Origin of the sequence: Exiguobacterium sp. E4787, assembly GCF_018618375.1 — a bacterium.
GTDB lineage: Bacteria > Bacillota > Bacilli > Exiguobacteriales > Exiguobacteriaceae > Exiguobacterium > Exiguobacterium chiriqhucha.
Map to the genome: position 1 here is coordinate 1 of NZ_JACSLY010000011.1, position 15,820 is coordinate 15,820.

Annotated in this window: 10 protein-coding genes; 3 read left to right on the top strand and 7 right to left on the bottom strand. The window is 46.2% G+C overall.

All coding sequences use genetic code 11. The annotated features are described in order from the left end of the window. Positions 1-181 precede the first annotated feature (181 nt). On the top strand, positions 182-4,369 hold the full coding sequence (locus KNP80_RS12160) for an Ig-like domain-containing protein (RefSeq protein WP_214834813.1): 4,188 nt from the start codon (positions 182-184) through the stop codon (positions 4,367-4,369). Between the two features lie 92 nt (positions 4,370-4,461). On the opposite strand, the gene KNP80_RS12165 is transcribed toward KNP80_RS12160, so the two are convergent. The 4 genes from KNP80_RS12165 to KNP80_RS12180 form a co-directional block, all read right to left on the bottom strand. Next, on the bottom strand, positions 4,462-5,292 hold the full coding sequence (locus KNP80_RS12165; RefSeq protein ID WP_214834814.1) for a carbohydrate ABC transporter permease: 831 nt from the start codon (positions 5,290-5,292) through the stop codon (positions 4,462-4,464). Further along, positions 5,289-6,305, bottom strand: coding sequence for a carbohydrate ABC transporter permease (locus KNP80_RS12170; protein WP_214834815.1), 1,017 nt, complete (start codon positions 6,303-6,305; stop codon positions 5,289-5,291). The genes KNP80_RS12165 and KNP80_RS12170 overlap by 4 nt, the downstream gene beginning before the upstream one ends. A gap of 61 nt (positions 6,306-6,366) precedes the next feature. Then, entirely contained in the window at positions 6,367-7,623 is a 1,257-nt protein-coding gene (locus KNP80_RS12175) for a type 2 periplasmic-binding domain-containing protein (protein ID WP_214834816.1), read from the bottom strand. Between the two features lie 274 nt (positions 7,624-7,897). Continuing rightward, positions 7,898-9,232, bottom strand: coding sequence for a PDDEXK-like family protein (locus tag KNP80_RS12180; protein WP_214834817.1), 1,335 nt, complete (start codon positions 9,230-9,232; stop codon positions 7,898-7,900). A 320-nt stretch (positions 9,233-9,552) separates the two neighbouring features. Between KNP80_RS12180 and KNP80_RS12185 the strand changes: the two genes are divergently transcribed. Beyond that, positions 9,553-10,578, top strand: a complete 1,026-nt coding sequence (locus tag KNP80_RS12185) for a YcjF family protein (protein ID WP_214834818.1) — start codon at positions 9,553-9,555, stop codon at positions 10,576-10,578. Between the two features lie 132 nt (positions 10,579-10,710). Here the strand turns inward: KNP80_RS12185 and KNP80_RS12190 are convergent, their stop codons facing one another. Further along, positions 10,711-12,165 carry a 6-phospho-beta-glucosidase gene (locus tag KNP80_RS12190; RefSeq protein WP_214834819.1) on the bottom strand — a complete coding sequence of 485 codons (1,455 nt, stop codon included), beginning with the start codon at positions 12,163-12,165 and terminating at the stop codon, positions 10,711-10,713. Positions 12,166-12,203: 38 nt separating this feature from the next. Continuing rightward, positions 12,204-14,111, bottom strand: coding sequence for a beta-glucoside-specific PTS transporter subunit IIABC (locus tag KNP80_RS12195; RefSeq protein WP_214834820.1), 1,908 nt, complete (start codon positions 14,109-14,111; stop codon positions 12,204-12,206). A 343-nt stretch (positions 14,112-14,454) separates the two neighbouring features. Between KNP80_RS12195 and KNP80_RS12200 the strand changes: the two genes are divergently transcribed. Further along, on the top strand, positions 14,455-14,910 hold the full coding sequence (locus tag KNP80_RS12200; protein ID WP_214834821.1) for a hypothetical protein: 456 nt from the start codon (positions 14,455-14,457) through the stop codon (positions 14,908-14,910). 40 nt (positions 14,911-14,950) lie between these two features. On the opposite strand, the gene KNP80_RS12205 is transcribed toward KNP80_RS12200, so the two are convergent. Then, a complete protein-coding gene (locus KNP80_RS12205) occupies positions 14,951-15,598 on the bottom strand; it encodes an acetyltransferase (protein WP_214834822.1) in 648 nt (215 codons plus the stop codon). Between the last annotated feature and the right edge of the window lie 222 nt (positions 15,599-15,820).

The window sequence follows — 15,820 nt, forward strand, 5'->3', positions numbered from 1 at the left end:
CATAAAAAATCCCTCACTTCGGATCATGTGTCTCACACTCCATTTTCAGGTTGTCAGACTCATTATCCATTAATTTGAGGGATTTTTAATACGTTGATATAAGGGATTTTAACAGCGTTGATTACAGGAGTAAACTAATTTAGGAAACTCAACGAATTAATTGGAAAAGAAGGGGAACATTATGAAGAGGTTTTATACATATGTACTAATTATTTTTATCATTCTTGCATCACTATCCTTTAATCCAGAGGTAACTAAAGCGGATAATTTAGGGCCAACTGTTTCTAATGTTTCTGTGGTTAAAAGTAAAATTTCGAGAGGTGAAGAGTTAAAGTTTAGCGGAGAAATTAAAGATGAGGATGGCGTGTCCCAATCTGCAATTATGATTGTGACAAACCCGGAAAATCAAAAAGAGACTATTGAGATTTATCTAACTTCATATGACTCATTTTTTGTATTTAACCCACAATCAATATGGGCTGCACCTGCTTTTGGAGAATATGTAATTCATGAGTTAAGATTTTTTGATAGGTATGGAAATACTACAAGTCAAAAATTTACCGATGAACAATTAACCTTTGAAATTATCGAAGATACTAAAGCTCCTATCGTGAAAAAAGTTGAATTTTCTAAACTGTATGTATATAACAATCCGTTTGACTATGTAGAAATTGAAGTTTTTGTAGAAGATGAAGGTAAACCTTCAAAGTATGGCGGTATAATGTTTAAACATAAAAAGACCGGACAAATAAAAGCTAGTGGACTAACGTACGACGAAGATTCAAAAACATACAAAGTTAGAAGCGGAGTTTGGCATGATGTGACTTTAGGAGATTGGGAGATTGAATATATTGAGTTAATGGATGTAGCTTATAATCATAATTTTCAATATGGCCCATTTGAAGGTGAAAATGTTATCACAGTTCGCGACATTGCAAATGATATAGACAATCCAGAATATGTATCTTCTTCTTTTAAAGAGGTATCTGACTTAGGGAATAGTTTCTATCAATATAATGTAAATGTACGAGATGATTCATACATTTATGGTGTCGACTTAACTCTAAAACATCGAAGCACTAATATTGAAGTAACTATCAAACATCATAAGGCAGAGTTCACCATGATAAAGGCGTCTGGAGAACTGACATCACTTAATATCCCCGTAGATATTAAAAGTGACTTAAAAAATCTAAGTGGTTTTTGGGATGTAGTGACAATTACGATTCTTGACGAAAATCAAAACAAAAAGGTAGTTACTGATATTAAAGATTCTATTTACATAGAAAGATACCTTGCTGGTTTAGACGCACTTGTAGTTCATGGAAACACAACATGGTCAAATCAATCTATCAACCAAGACGTATTTATTATGCCTGGAGCTATTGTATCTACGTTTTCAAATGTAATTATTTCAAAGAATATTTACAATTTAGGTAGTCTTAGATCTTATGGAGGACTTACAGTACTCGGCACACTATATGGAAATAAAATGACTTACGAACATACTTCTCCTATCTATAATGGAGACATTCAATTAGTGGGAAGCAATTCGATTAGAAATATTCAGATTTCAAATCAACCGCATTTTAACCTTCCGATTGATACTGGCGGTGCTTTAGTTGAAAACGGGGATGGAACCTTCGATATCATGGGTCTGACCTTACCGATTTCAGAGCAAATAAGTGTCAATGGTGTAATTACCACACTAGATAAAAGTGGGCGCTTCAAAATATTTAATGTTCCCATGAATGATGAAAGTACAGCAATAATAAGATTGACATCTGCAAACGGACTTACTTATACAAACTATTTAAATGTTTATAATCAACAAAAACCTGTCATAAGTGCTTCTGAAAAATCAGGTATATATTTAGCAGGAACAAAAGTTGATTTTGTTTCTACGAAAGAAGGCGTAGTGTTTTATGATGTTTCTTATGGGACGAACTATATGGGGCACTACACTAAATACAATTCGGATTTCGTCTTAAATAATGATGTTAAAGTAAAGTATTATAGTGTTGATCCAACAGGGATTGAATCAGAAATTGAAGAACGTAAATATCGTGTGTTTTCAGTGTATAACCCAAAAGCATCTGAAACTTTTATTCAAGGAAGTGGTAGTCCTGGACTCAAAATTCAAGCCGAAGTCGACGGGGAATTTTATACAACGACTATCAATTCTGAAGGACGTTTCCTCATTGAAGGGCTTGATTTAACGGAGTCGAAAAGGGTCCAGGTTCTTGCAACGGACGAGGAATATACAAGTGAATCGTACACGTTCAACGTGGTGGATGATTTACCAATTATTATTAAAGGTGCAGAAGATCAGAAAGTATATAATCGCAATGTAACCATCACGTATAACAAGGGTGAATTGTATTTGAACGGCATCGATTTCGTAGCTTCAGGTACAACCTTTGCTGAAGACGGATATTATGAACTTAATGGCCATGATGGTTATGGACATTACGCAAACATATCTTTCACCATTGATAAAACAGCACCTCAAGTGAGTGGTATCCAGACTGGGAAAGCCTATAAACAGGCGACTTATCCGACATTTGCAGAAGGTACAGCCACGTTAAATGGTGTGAAGTATGCGAGTGGTACGAAAATTGATCAAGAAGGTGAGTACGTACTCGTTGTTATCGATCAAGCAGAGAACAAAACGACACTTTACTTCACAATTGATTATAAAGCACCAATCGTCTCTGGTATTGATAACGGTATGATTTACAACCAGCATGTGACACCTGTATTTAACGAAGGAATTGCCAAACTAAACGGGAATAAATTCGTCAGTGGGACAACCATCAAAACGGAAGGATCACATGAATTGGTGGTCCAAGATTTGGCCGGTAACACGACAGTCACGTCGTTCATTATTGATTTGACGGCTCCAGTCATCTCGGGAGTGCAAACGAATACACAATATACACAACCTGTAGTCATTTCGTTTAATGAAGGCTCGGCCACATTGAACGGAAAAGCGATTGCGAAAAATTACACGGTCGATAAAGATGGGGCTTATGAGTTAAAAGTCAAAGACTCTGCTGGTAACGAAACGGTTGTTACGTTTGAATTGGACCAACTCGCCCCAGCTGTGACGGGTGTTGAAGCAAAAGCGTATCGTCAACACGTGACTCCTGTATTTGTAGAAGGGACTGGCACGTTGAACGGGAAACCGTATGTTTCAGGGACAACGATTACAACGGATGGGGAGTATGAGTTAACGGTATCCGACCGCGCTGGAAACAAAACAGTGGTTCGATTTAAAGTCGATCAAAACCCTGTTACCGTCACGGGAGTGGAATCAGGTAAAATATATCAACGCGTGACACCACTGTTTAGTGAAGGATACGCAGTGTTAAATGGCGTGCCACTCAAATCAGGGACTGTGATTAATCAATCAGGAGCGTACGTCCTTCTCGTGACAGATGAGGCAGGGAATGAGACAAAACTTACGTTCATTGTGGATGGTACGGCACCTACTGTCACAGGCTTTATTGAAGGGATTAATAACTATCAAGAAGTAAGCCCTACGTTCACAGAAGGAACTGGTACATTGAATGGGAAACCGTTTGTCTCTAGTACGAAAGTGATGCAAGAAGGTAAATACGTATTACGTGTCACAGACCAAATCGGAAACGAAACAGTTATTCCATTTACCATTGATCGAACAGCTCCAATTGTCACGGGTGTAAAGAATAAACAGCTTACGAATCAATCCGTTGTCATTAAATACAACGAAGGTACAGCCACTTTAAATGGGAAACGTATCTTGAATAATTGGTCGGTGAAGACTACTGGCAATTACACATTGCGTATTACGGACCAAGCTGGAAATTTAACCGTTCTGACGTTCACCATCGATAAAGTCGTACCGTCGAAACCGACCATCTCGACGTTGACGAACAAATCGACGAAAGTGACAGGGAAAGCCGAGAAGGGGTCGACGGTGTCCATCGCGTACAACGGACGGACGTACACGACGAAAGCATCGACTGCCGGCACATACAGCTACAGCTTGAAAACGACGAAAGCAGGGGCGACGGTGACGGTCCGAGCGAAAGATACGGCAGGAAACCTATCGACGGCTGCTTCGTCCAAAGTATTGAACACGTTCGCGACGTTCACCGTTAACACGGTGAAGTCGAGCGCTATCTCGTTAACGGGAAAAGGCAATAAAGCTGCGACGGTTCAAGCGTTTGTCGGAACGAAAGCTATCAGTAAGGTCGCAAAAGTGGATTCGAAAGGGAACTACAAGCTGACGATTCCGCGTCAAAAAGCAGGGGTTACGGTAACCGTGAAGATGATACAAAGCGGGTACCAAGAATTGAAGAAGACGACAAAAGTCATCAAGTAAATCAAATCATGTATCGTTCGTAAAACGAAAAACATCGAGATTCAGTAGACCTTACTACTTGAATCTCGATGTTTTTTATATAGGTATACGACTCACTTAATCCCCGAATTCGTGACGCCTTTGACGAAGTATTTGTTCGCCCAAAGAAAAATCAGAAGAGCCGGCACGGTCGCGACGACGGTCGAGGCCATCATCGCGGCCGGGTTGACGAAGTTCGACCCCTGAACGAGTGTCGCGACACCAAGTGTGAGCGTTTTCATCTCATCGCTGTTCGTCACGAGTGAGGGCCAAAGGAAATCGTTATAGATGGCGAGGAACGTGACGACGCCAAGCGTCGTGACGACTGGTTTGATGGACGGGAAGATGACTTTCGTCAGTACTTGCCACTGGGTCGCGCCATCGAGGTAGGCGGCTTCTTCAAGTTCCTGCGGGAAAGAGCGCAAGAAGTTATAAATGAGGAACACACCGAGCGTTCCTGCTGAATACGGCAAGATGAGCGGATAATACGTATCTAGCAAGTTCACACTTTTAAATAAATAAAACGCTGGGAACAACGTCACAATCCCGGGCACGGTCAACGCGATGATGACGATGGCCAAAATGATTTTTTTACCAGGAATATTCAAACGCGCGAGCGCATAGGCGGCTAGAACGTCGACGAAGATGACGATGACTGTTCCCATGAGCGTGACGACCGCTGTATTGATGGTCCATTGCACCATGTTCGAGTCTGCGGAAGCAGAGAAGATGGTTTGATAGTGCTCGAGCGTCCACTCGTTCGGAAAGAGGCCAGCGCTCGAGAGGGATTCACTAAGTGTCTTGAACGAGGTAAAGACCATCCAAACGAGCGGGAATATGAACAAGATGGCAAGGATGGACGTGAACGTCACGAGTAAGATCGATTTGATTCGTTTCTTTTTCATGTGACCTTCCGCTCCTTTTTCTCGACCGTCGTGGCTGGCCGTGAGCTGACGTTGGTTGGCCCGACATTAGTGGCCCGGGTGAACCGTTTCTTCTCGGACTTTCCACTTTCCGTTTCTTCTTTGTTGTTTCGGTATGACATCCAATATTGGAGGCCTGTGATGACCATCATGATGATACCCATCAAAAGCGCCATGGCGGAACCGACACCGAGTTGGTTGTTTCCGAACACGGTAGCATGAATGCCCATAATCAAGGAACTCGTCGATTGACTTGGTCCACCGCGTGTGATGAGGAGTGACTGTCCGTACAAGTTAAACGATGCGATGACGGTCGTGATCATGACAAAAATCGAGATATTTCGAATATCGGGTAACGTGATGTAGCGGAACTTGTTCAACGAGGAAGCCCCATCTAAATCAGCTGCCTCGTACAAGTTCGGATCGACTTCATCGAGCGCGTTGACAAACAACAGCATGTTAAATCCGATCGTCCACCAGACGGTCGCGATGACGATGACGAACCAAGCGTACGGTTGATCACCGGTCCAGTTGATCGGCGACGAAATCATCCCCGTGTTCAACAACAAGTTGTTAATGAACCCACCGTTGGCGCCGAACAACCAAAGATAGAGCGCTGAGACGGCGGTGACGGAAATGGCATAGGATAAGAAAAAGACGGTTCGGAAAAATGTCTTCAACCGCTTCGGCAAGTTATCGATTAATAGGGCCAAGCCGAGGCTGATCAAGATGAGTGGTGGCACGCTCAAGACGATAAACATTAACGTGTTCTTTAAAGAGTTCATGAACACGTTATTGTAGAGCGTGTCCGGCGTGAGGATATCGACGTAGTTTTTTAATCCGATGAACCCGTTATTGCCTACTGATAGACGAAAATCATGCAGGCTGATCCAGATGCCATACAGTAACGGTGTCAGCCAAAAGATGAGAAAGCTGACTAGAAAGGGGATGACGAATAAAAAGCCAATCCATTTCGTTCGTTTCGTCATATACATCGCAAGTCCTCCTTCCTAAACGATCAGTGTAGAAGTTTCTACACTGATCGAAAGGTTTTCCTTACTGTTGGGTATCGGCGACTTGTTTCGCGGCTTTCGTCGCTTTTTCAAGCTCGGCCATCAAATCTTCTTTCGTGAGATTCGCTTCACCTGTCAATTTCGTGAAGACGACCTCGTTCATATAACGCATCTGTTCATCAAATTGATACACACGCGGGGCAGGTTCATAAATGTCTAACTGCTTCTGGTTTTGATTGGCAAGCGCATATTTTTCAGGGTCTTCTGAAATCAATTCAAGAGTGGCGACATGTGTCGGTGTTTGACCGGACTCGGCCCAGTTCGCTAAATTCTCAGGTGTGTACATGAATTTCAAGAACTCGGCAATCCCGTCTTTTGTTTCTTGGTCATCGACAGCGGCGGCTACGGCGATCGTATGAGCGTTCCCGGTCGTCGCTTCCGTCTCAAACAAAGTTGGCATTTTGCCGATGCCAAGCGCATCGCCGTATTTCTCTTTCACGGCTTGATAATACCAAGGGCCGGTGAAGGTGACCGCTGTCTGTTTTGAACTGTCCTCGGCCGACTTCATGAACGCTTGGAACTCACCGTCAAGGCCGAGCTTCTCAGGCGAGGTCTTGTCTTCAAACACCATCGCATGATATTGCATCAACGCGTCGGCGTATGCACTATCAGTGAAATCCAAATAACCTTCTTTGGCTAAATCGATTCCATTTTGTGCGGCAGCGACGGTGAAGTAGAATGTTGTCAGTCCTGTCGATGGAAGTCCGAACGCGTACAAGTTTGAATCTTCAGCTTGAAGCGATTCTCCGAGCTGTTTCAACTGTTCGTAATCGGTAGGTGCGTCCTTGACCATGTCCTTATTGTAGAACATCGTCAGTGGGTGAATGTCGAGCGGGACGCCGAACATTTTGTCATCGACTGAACCGGACTGAATCCCCGCCTCGTTAAAGTCACTCTCTGAAATGTCGGCTGCCTCCATGAACGGTCCGACGTCTTGAATCAATTGATCTTTTTGATACGTGTCGAGGTTCGTCTCATGCATGACGACCAGGTCGTAATCACCAGATTTAAACTTGGTGTAGTGTTCTTTTTCTTGGGACTGGACGACTTCATATGTGTCTTGGCTCGAGTTGAAATCATCGACGATTTTTGTCATGTAGTCGCCATCACCGCCAGTAAATCCATTAATGAATTTGATTTCTGTCTTCCCGCTGTCCCCAGAGTCGTTCGGGGTACAACCGGACATGGCGAACGTCAATAAGCCAGCCGACATGAGCATTGCATATTTTCGATTTAACATCTCGTCCTCCTTTTAAGTAAGCGCTTACAATTAACGATGGCGATTTAAGTCTCGGCTAACATTAAACCAAAAGACGTGTTTCATTTTTTAAACATCTTTCAGAGCATTCACGGCACATGCATATATGATGTTCCCTAAATTGTCACATTTATAAACAAAATATTAATAAATTCTTATTTAACTGAAGTATAAACTCTAGTAAATAAATTGCCTCATCCCTACATTAAAATCATGTAAGATGAGGCGACTGAAAATGATTCAGTTAGGCTATCCTTTAAAGCTCAACTGGCGATTCGGTGTAAATGTTGCTTAAGGCTTCGGTCACCGTCTTACTGAATGAGCGGAACGACGAATCGTCGATGAGTGATGTCATCGCATCTTTTACGACAGCTGCGTTTGTCCAATCGGAAACGTCGGTCGTCTCGGTGTAGATGCGAGTGAACTTCTTGCCTTCTTGTTTTCCAGACTTCCAAAACGAGATGTTCTTCGTTTCGAATGCCTCGAGGAGTGGGAGACGTTCGGCATAATCAATCGGGCCGACTTCCACATAGAGTTTGAGACATGTGCTGCCTTTCCGTTCAAACCAGATAATCAGTCCATAGTTGAGCCAATAGCGATTCAACCGGTCCATCTGATCCAAATATGGTAACCAGTCGGCCATGACGAAGTTCGGTACGCGAGTATGTGCGGAGTAGGTCGTAATCGCCTGTTCGTTCACAAATTCGAGGAACGCTTGGTGGACGATGTTGCCGCCGGTTTTGAAAATGTAGTCGATGGTTTGTCGCTTCCGGTTATAGATGAGCAGTAGATGTCGTTTCGTCTCCGCGTCGAACGTCTCAAGCGTTTTGACAGCTTGCCGTAGCTCAATCTGTTTATGCTTCGCCGGGTTAGCATTCGCATACAGCAAATGAATCGCAGAGGCGTAGTCTTGATAGAGCTCGAGCGCCGTATTCATCGTGTCCTCGTCATCGACGAGGCGCTCCTCGAGTAACGCGATATAATACGTCAGGAAATCGTAAATGTTGTCGGCAATCGTCGCGCGGTTCAACTCGAGTTCTTGGGTGATCATCAGACGGACATCCTCATAATCAAGGAACCAGTAATCGTCGTGGGAAGGGGCATCACTCGAGAGCGTCAAATAGACCGGCAAGATGTTCCGATTCGGAAACGTCTCGTGGACATGGTCAAAGTAGTGACTGAGTTGTCCGGCCGACTCGCTCGAATGAAACTTGTTTTCGATGAGCAACATCAAGTTCAGGGATGGAATATCAATCAACAAGTCGATGGCGCCATTCCCGGTCCACCACTCACGATGGACCATGACGTCCGAGAGTGGGGCGTGAAGGAATGGTAAATAGTCGATGCCGACAATCTTTTCTTCATTCTCGGGCTTCGTGATTAAGTTCATCAATACTTTACGTAAAAAGAAGCTACCAAGCCGATGGTTCTCGTTCGGATCGAACAGCCAGGCGAGGACATTCGAGTGACGGATCTCGTGCTGATCGACGCGGAGCACTTTGAGCGGATTAAATTGATGGAACTGTTGGTGGAGACGGTTGAATTCGGTCGAGTTTTCGAGTTGTAAGATGGTGTCGAGTGAGTAGTGCATATAGGCCTCCTAAGAAGAATTGATAAGATTAGTAAACTACAAATAAATGAAGAAGGCTGTATGAAAAATAAACGTGGTCAAAAAACGTATCGGGATAGCAACGGTGAAAACGGTAATATCAAATTGGGAGGTGGTTTTGATTGACGAATAAGTATTTGTCGAACAAATGTCGAACGATTAAAAGGTGAGAGCACAGATATCCTCTACCTCTTTTGTAGAAAATGACAGTATTTAAGCTATTTCTTATGTAAAATCGACCACGAGGCATAAAAAAGAAGTGAACATCAATTCAAACAAACATAGAATATGGAGGAGTTAGAATGGATACAACATTTGACTTTAATGGAATGGATAAAGAGGAATTCGAACAAGAATTTAATCGAAATTATGAAACGCAATTTAAGCAGGCAAATGATCAATTAGAAGGCCATATCTTAATTGCACTCGTTGGGGATGTGAACTGTGGAAAGTCGTCTACAATCAACAAGTTGATGAACGGGGAAATCGTGTCTACAGGTGCAAAGCCAGGTGAGACGGTCGAAATCAAAGAAATTCAATACACCGATAAAATTGTCTTCGTTGATACACCAGGGCTCGACGATATCAATAAAGAAAATTCACAAGTGACACTAAATTACTATAAAAAGTCAGATGTCATCTTATTTTTCACGAATGCGGCGGGTACTGTGTTATCTGAGAATGAGCTGAAGAACTTGAAAGAAATTGAAAAAACGAACAAAAACCTTATTATCGTCTTAAATAAAATTGATGCAGCCGAAGATATTGGTGGGCTTGTTCAATATATTCAACAAGCGACGAACTACAGTTACCCGGTTACTCCAATTTCATCGCGAACAGGTGAAAACATCGAGATGTTACAAAAAGAGCTCTTAAAAATTTTAGAGGAGAAGCAAAAAGATATTTTGATGGCTCGTGAATTAAAGGATAAATCAACAACAGCAAACCGTTGGATTAACAGCGCAGGATTTGCTTCGGCGGCTATCGGTGCCTCTCCAATTCCTGGGTCTGATATCATTCCTTTAACCGGCATTCAAGTTGGCCTAATCATTAAACTCTCTATGCTTTACAATAAGCCGGTCTCGAAAGAGAGTGCTAAAGAGCTGTTACTTGCTACAATCGTTGGAAATGCAGGAAAAACAGCATTTCGTCAGTTGGTTAAATTAATTCCTGGAGCTGGTTGGGCTGTTGGAGCTGGTGTGGCGAGTGCGGCCACTATCGCTTTAGGATATGCTGTCAAATACCTACACGAACATGACATTGAACTGTCGGCCGAACAATTGAAATTTGTATATAACACATTTTTGGAAAAAGAAAAAAGTAAGTAATGTCTAGATGAATCACATCGAATAAAAAGACGAGTAGTAAATCATGCAATCATCGATAAAGAAGCTTGATTGTAGAATCAAATCATAACGTGAACAAAGCAGCTCCAGCCAATTCGGCCGAAGCTGCTTTTCTCATTTCTCTACAGACGCCTTTAGCGTCACTTTTTCACCGTTCGTCGCGATGACTTGCTTGTACCAATCAAAGCTCTTCTTCTTCGAGCGGGTGAGGGACCCGTTACCCTCATTGTCCTTGTCGACGTAGATGAAGCCGTACCGTTTTTTCATCTCGCCGGTCGAGGCGCTGACCAAGTCAATCGGACCCCAGCTCGTATAGCCGAGAATCTCGACGCCGTCCTTGATGGCCTCATGCATCTGTTCGATATGCTTCGCCATATAGTCGATACGATAGTCGTCTTCGACGTAGCCGTTCGCGTCCGGCGTATCGACGGCACCGAGTCCGTTCTCGACGACAAAGAGAGGTTTCTGGTAGCGGTCGTACAGTTGGTTCGCCGTGATGCGGAAGCCGGTCGGGTCAATCGTCCAGCCCCATTCCGACTTCTCGAGGAACGGGTTCTCGAGCGAGCTGAAGATGTTGCCTTCCGTCGAGGCGTTAATCTCCGGGTCCGTGCTCGTCGTCCGGCTCGCGTAATAGCTGAAGCCTATATAGTCGACCGTGTGCTGTTTCAATAACTCGAGGTCGCCGTCTTCCATTTGGAGCGTGATGCCGTGCTCGTCGAGATAACGTTTCGCATAGCCCGGGTACTCGCCGCGCGACTGAACGTCGATGAAGAAGAACGATTCACGGTCCTTGTCCATCGCGTCTAAGACGTCGTCCGGGTTGCACGAGTAGGCGTATGTCTGACCGGCCGCGAGCATGCAGCCGACTTGCATGTCGGGGTTGATGGCGTGCGCCGCCTTGACCGCTTTCGCGCTCGCGACGAGTTGATGATGCGCCGCCTGATATTTCACTTGCTGCTTGTCCTCACCGTCCGCAAAGACGAGACCGGCGCCGATGAACGGCAAGTGCAACAGCATATTGATCTCGTTGAACGTCATCCAATACTTCACTTTGCCGTTATAGCGGGTGAAGAGCGTCGTCGCGTACGTCTCGAAGAAGTCGACAACACGGCGGTCGCGCCAACTGCCATAGTTTTGGATGAGGCTGACCGGCACGTCGAAGTGGGCGATTGTGACGACCGGCTCGATACCGTACTTCAACAGCTCGTCAAAGACGTCGTCATAAAACTGTAGTCCGGCCTCGTTCGGCTCGGCGTCGTCGCCGTTCGGGAAGATACGGGCCCATGAGATCGATAGGCGGAGCGCTTTGAAGCCCATCTCGGCGAACAGCGCGATATCTTCTTTATAGCGGTGATAGAAGTCGATCGCCTCGTGCGACGGATAAAACTCACCCGGTACCGGCTCGAGAGACGGCAAGTCGCCGACCATGACGTCGAACCGTTTCTTACCCGTAGGCAACAAGTCGACTGTCGTCAAGCCTTTCCCGCCTTCTAAGTACGCGCCTTCAGCTTGGTTCGCGGCGATGGCGCCGCCCCATAAAAATCCGTTTGGAAAACTCATCAAATCCATCCTTTCTAAGATAGGGGAGGGACGATCCCTCCCACATTTTATTCGTTAATGACAAACAACGCTTCGCCTGAGCGAACGTTTGTGGCGCGGCTCGGTGAAATCACTTTGCGGTTCGTGACGATGACCGGTGTCGTGAGGGCACGGCCAGAGCGTTTGATCGCGTCGAGGTCGAACTCGATCAACAGCTGTCCTTTCTCGACAAATTCGCCTTGCGTGACGTGTGCTTTAAAGTGTTTGCCTTCGAGTTGAACCGTGTCCATACCGATATGGATGAGCACCTCAGCGCCCGTCTCGGTCGTGATGCCGATGGCGTGATGCGTTGGGAAGAGAGCGGATACCGTCCCAGATACCGGGGCGACAAGCTTGCCTTCCGTCGGTTCGATGGCGACGCCTTGGCCGAGCGAGCCGGATGAGAAGGCGACGTCCGAGATGTCTTTCAAGTTGATGACGTTGCCGGCAAGTGGACTGAGGATTTGCTCCTGGCCGACTTTTGTCGCTGATACTTCTTGTGAGACCGGTGTGACTTCTGGTTGTGGTGTTGCGGCGACCGCTTTATTGACGCCACCGAAGAGATACGTCAAGACGAAACCGACGACGAAGGCGGCGGCCGTCCCGATGAGTGAACCGTAGAAGCCGGTCGTGATGCCTTCCGGTGAGATGTTCGACGGGTAACCGAAGACGCCGAGTCCACCGATGATATACACTTGCGTACCCATGACACCCATGATGGCACCACCGACGGCACCACCGATACAACTCATGATGAACGGTTTTTTAAGTGGAAGCGTGACCCCGTAAATGGCTGGCTCAGTGACCCCGAAGATGCCTGAGATGAAGGCCGGAATCGAGAGCGTTTTGATTTTTTGATTTTTGATTCGGAGGAAGACTGCGAGTACGGCACCGATTTGCGCGAATGAGGCCGCGAAGACGAGTGCGAGTACAGGGTCAGCCCCGAGTGACGTTAAGTTGTTGATGGCGACCGGGACGAGTCCCCAGTGCAAACCGAAGATGACGAACACTTGCCAGAGACCGCCGAGGAAGATCCCGGCGATGAGCGGGCTCAAGTTGTAGACGGCGACCGTGGCGCTACCGAGCAACATACCGGCCCAAGTCGCGATCGGTCCGATCAAGATGAACGTGAGCGGCACGATGATGAGTAATGTCAACAATGGAACGATGAACATTTTGACGACGTCCGGGATGACCGTCTTCAAGAACTTCTCGAGTTTCGCTGCGAAGAACGCTGCGATGATGATCGGGATGACGGATGTCGAGTACGTCATCAAGATGACCGGGACACCGAGGAACGTGATATGAATCGGTGACTCGAACATCGTACCGGCGAAGACGGTGTAGAGCGGGTCACCGGCCGTGAGCGTCGACAACGTCGGATAGACGAGCGCCGCCCCGATGGCCATCCCGATAAACGGACTGCCGCCGAACTTCTTGATGGCCGTATAGCCGAGGAAGATCGGGAAGAAGTAGAACAGTGAGTCGCCGATGGCGTTCAATAGCTTATACGTACCGGATGTGGCGTCGAGCCAACCGAGGGCGACGAAGAGGGCGTTGAACCCTTTAATCATCCCGGTCGCGGCCAAGACGCCGAGGATAGGGGTGAAGATGCTAGAGATGATATCGATGAACCGGCTGAACAATGATCCTTTCGGGCCTTCCTCTTCTTCAACAGGTGACTGGTTCTGGAAACCGCCGACTTCGACGACCGCTTTATACACGTCCGGGACGTGGTTGCCGATGACGACCTGGTATTGGCCGCCACTCTTCATGACGGTGACGACACCGTCCATATTTTTGATGGCTTCCGTGTTGGCCTTGCTCTCGTCTTTCAATTTGAAACGCAAACGGGTGATACAGTGGACGACGCTGTTGACGTTCTCTTTGCCGCCGACTTGCTGGATAATGTCGCGTGCGAGCTGTTCATACTTCATGTCCATACCTTCCTTTTCATTGGATTTTTGGTTTGCGTCAAATAAAAAACCTGACCCGTGTCAGATGAAATACGTGAAATCACGTCTACCATCTGACTCGAGTCAGGTTATGCCCACTAAAGGTAACATTCCTGCGCAGGAGACCGTTCAGTTGTTATTTGATACTTGAAATGTAGCACGTGCCAAAACAAAATGTCAACGCTTACATTTAGGAATTTTCAGATTTCTTTAATCTGTCACAAATGAGATTTTTTTACTTCTATAGACGGGGATTATTTTGAATTGAAACCAACGTAGGGAAGGATTCGTACATACATTAACACTAACTAAAGGAGCTTTGACCATGAGACGTGAACAACATATCCGCCGCCTCGTCGATTACGCACGGCAAGGAAATGCAAAGACATTCATCATTGGGGCCGCTTCGGCCATCATCACGGGAACGCTCGTCCAGTACGTGTCTCAATACGAATTCGTCGTTCTCGGTATCGGATTTCTAGGCGTCATTCCGTTGGCCATTCGCGAATGGAAACTTGGCACGATCCGAGCCTCGTTCAACAACAATTCGACGTATCAACGGCTCGTCCGGTTGCCGTTTTGGCTGACGTTGTGCGGATTGATCATGCTGTACGCGCTCCTCGGCTGGTACGATTTCGGCTCGGCGGATTCGTCCTTCTTTATCTTGTTCGCAGCGCTCTGCATGGGGATGTTTGGTTTCCAGCGTGCCTTCGACTCGGTCATCTTGAAACTCGAACCGGATTATATCACCGACCGCGAACTGCATCGCGAGTTGAAATGAAAAAACGAGGTCACCCGGCGCGGGGTGACCTCGTTTTTGCTTACAGATAGCGTTCGTTCATGACCCGCCCCCGAATCGGTTTAGCGGGTGATCCATAAGCGACGACGTGGTTCGGGATGTCCTTGACGACCGTGGCCCCGGCCCCGATGACCGTATCGTGCCCGATGTGGACGTTGTGGATGACAGTTGCGCTCATACCGATGAACGTCCGGGTGCCGACATGGACGTTGCCGCCGAGATGCGCGCCCGGGGCGACCGAGGCGAACGGGTCGAGCACACAGTCATGATCGACCGAAGCCATCGTGTTGATGATACTGTGCGGGCCGATGACGGCGTTCGGATTGATGACGCTACCAGCCATGACGGCCGTCCCTGCGCCGAGGGTGACGTTCTTGCCGATGACGGCGCTCGGGTGGATGGCGTTGATGAATTTGAAGTCTGGGTAATGGTACTTAATTTTTTCGGCAATACCCTCACGATGGACGTTGTCTCCGACACCAATGATTCCTCTTTGAACCACTATCTTCGAATCCATGAATCCCAACACTGGGTATCCTGCGATGAACTTTCCTAAAAGAGATGGACTATCATCATAGATCCCTGCGATGCGATAGACGCCCATCAATTCGAGAATATCAATCAACACTTGCGCATGACCGCCTGCACCAAATATTACAATCCATTCCATGATTGGCCACCCCTTTTTTTGCCGAAACGTGTCGAATTTTATCTTGTACGTTAGTTATTTCCGATTCGGCATATTTAAAACAAAATCAGAAAGAAGTTACGAGCATAGTTTGATGTCAAAGCATATTCCTCATAAGTGTCCCATGCAGGTATGGCGAGGCAGACGATAAATAAATAACATTATATGAAAGGTTTGGATTGCAAAAGCATTATCCGGATTTCC

Coding starts and splice junctions, on each gene's coding strand:
- KNP80_RS12160 (WP_214834813.1), top strand. CDS start 182: ATGAAGAGGTTTTATACATATGTACTAATTATTTTTATCATTCTTGCA.
- KNP80_RS12165 (WP_214834814.1), bottom strand. CDS start 5,292: ATGAAAAAGAAACGAATCAAATCGATCTTACTCGTGACGTTCACGTCC.
- KNP80_RS12170 (WP_214834815.1), bottom strand. CDS start 6,305: ATGTATATGACGAAACGAACGAAATGGATTGGCTTTTTATTCGTCATC.
- KNP80_RS12175 (WP_214834816.1), bottom strand. CDS start 7,623: ATGTTAAATCGAAAATATGCAATGCTCATGTCGGCTGGCTTATTGACG.
- KNP80_RS12180 (WP_214834817.1), bottom strand. CDS start 9,232: ATGCACTACTCACTCGACACCATCTTACAACTCGAAAACTCGACCGAA.
- KNP80_RS12185 (WP_214834818.1), top strand. CDS start 9,553: ATGGATACAACATTTGACTTTAATGGAATGGATAAAGAGGAATTCGAA.
- KNP80_RS12190 (WP_214834819.1), bottom strand. CDS start 12,165: ATGGATTTGATGAGTTTTCCAAACGGATTTTTATGGGGCGGCGCCATC.
- KNP80_RS12195 (WP_214834820.1), bottom strand. CDS start 14,111: ATGAAGTATGAACAGCTCGCACGCGACATTATCCAGCAAGTCGGCGGC.
- KNP80_RS12200 (WP_214834821.1), top strand. CDS start 14,455: ATGAGACGTGAACAACATATCCGCCGCCTCGTCGATTACGCACGGCAA.
- KNP80_RS12205 (WP_214834822.1), bottom strand. CDS start 15,598: ATGGAATGGATTGTAATATTTGGTGCAGGCGGTCATGCGCAAGTGTTG.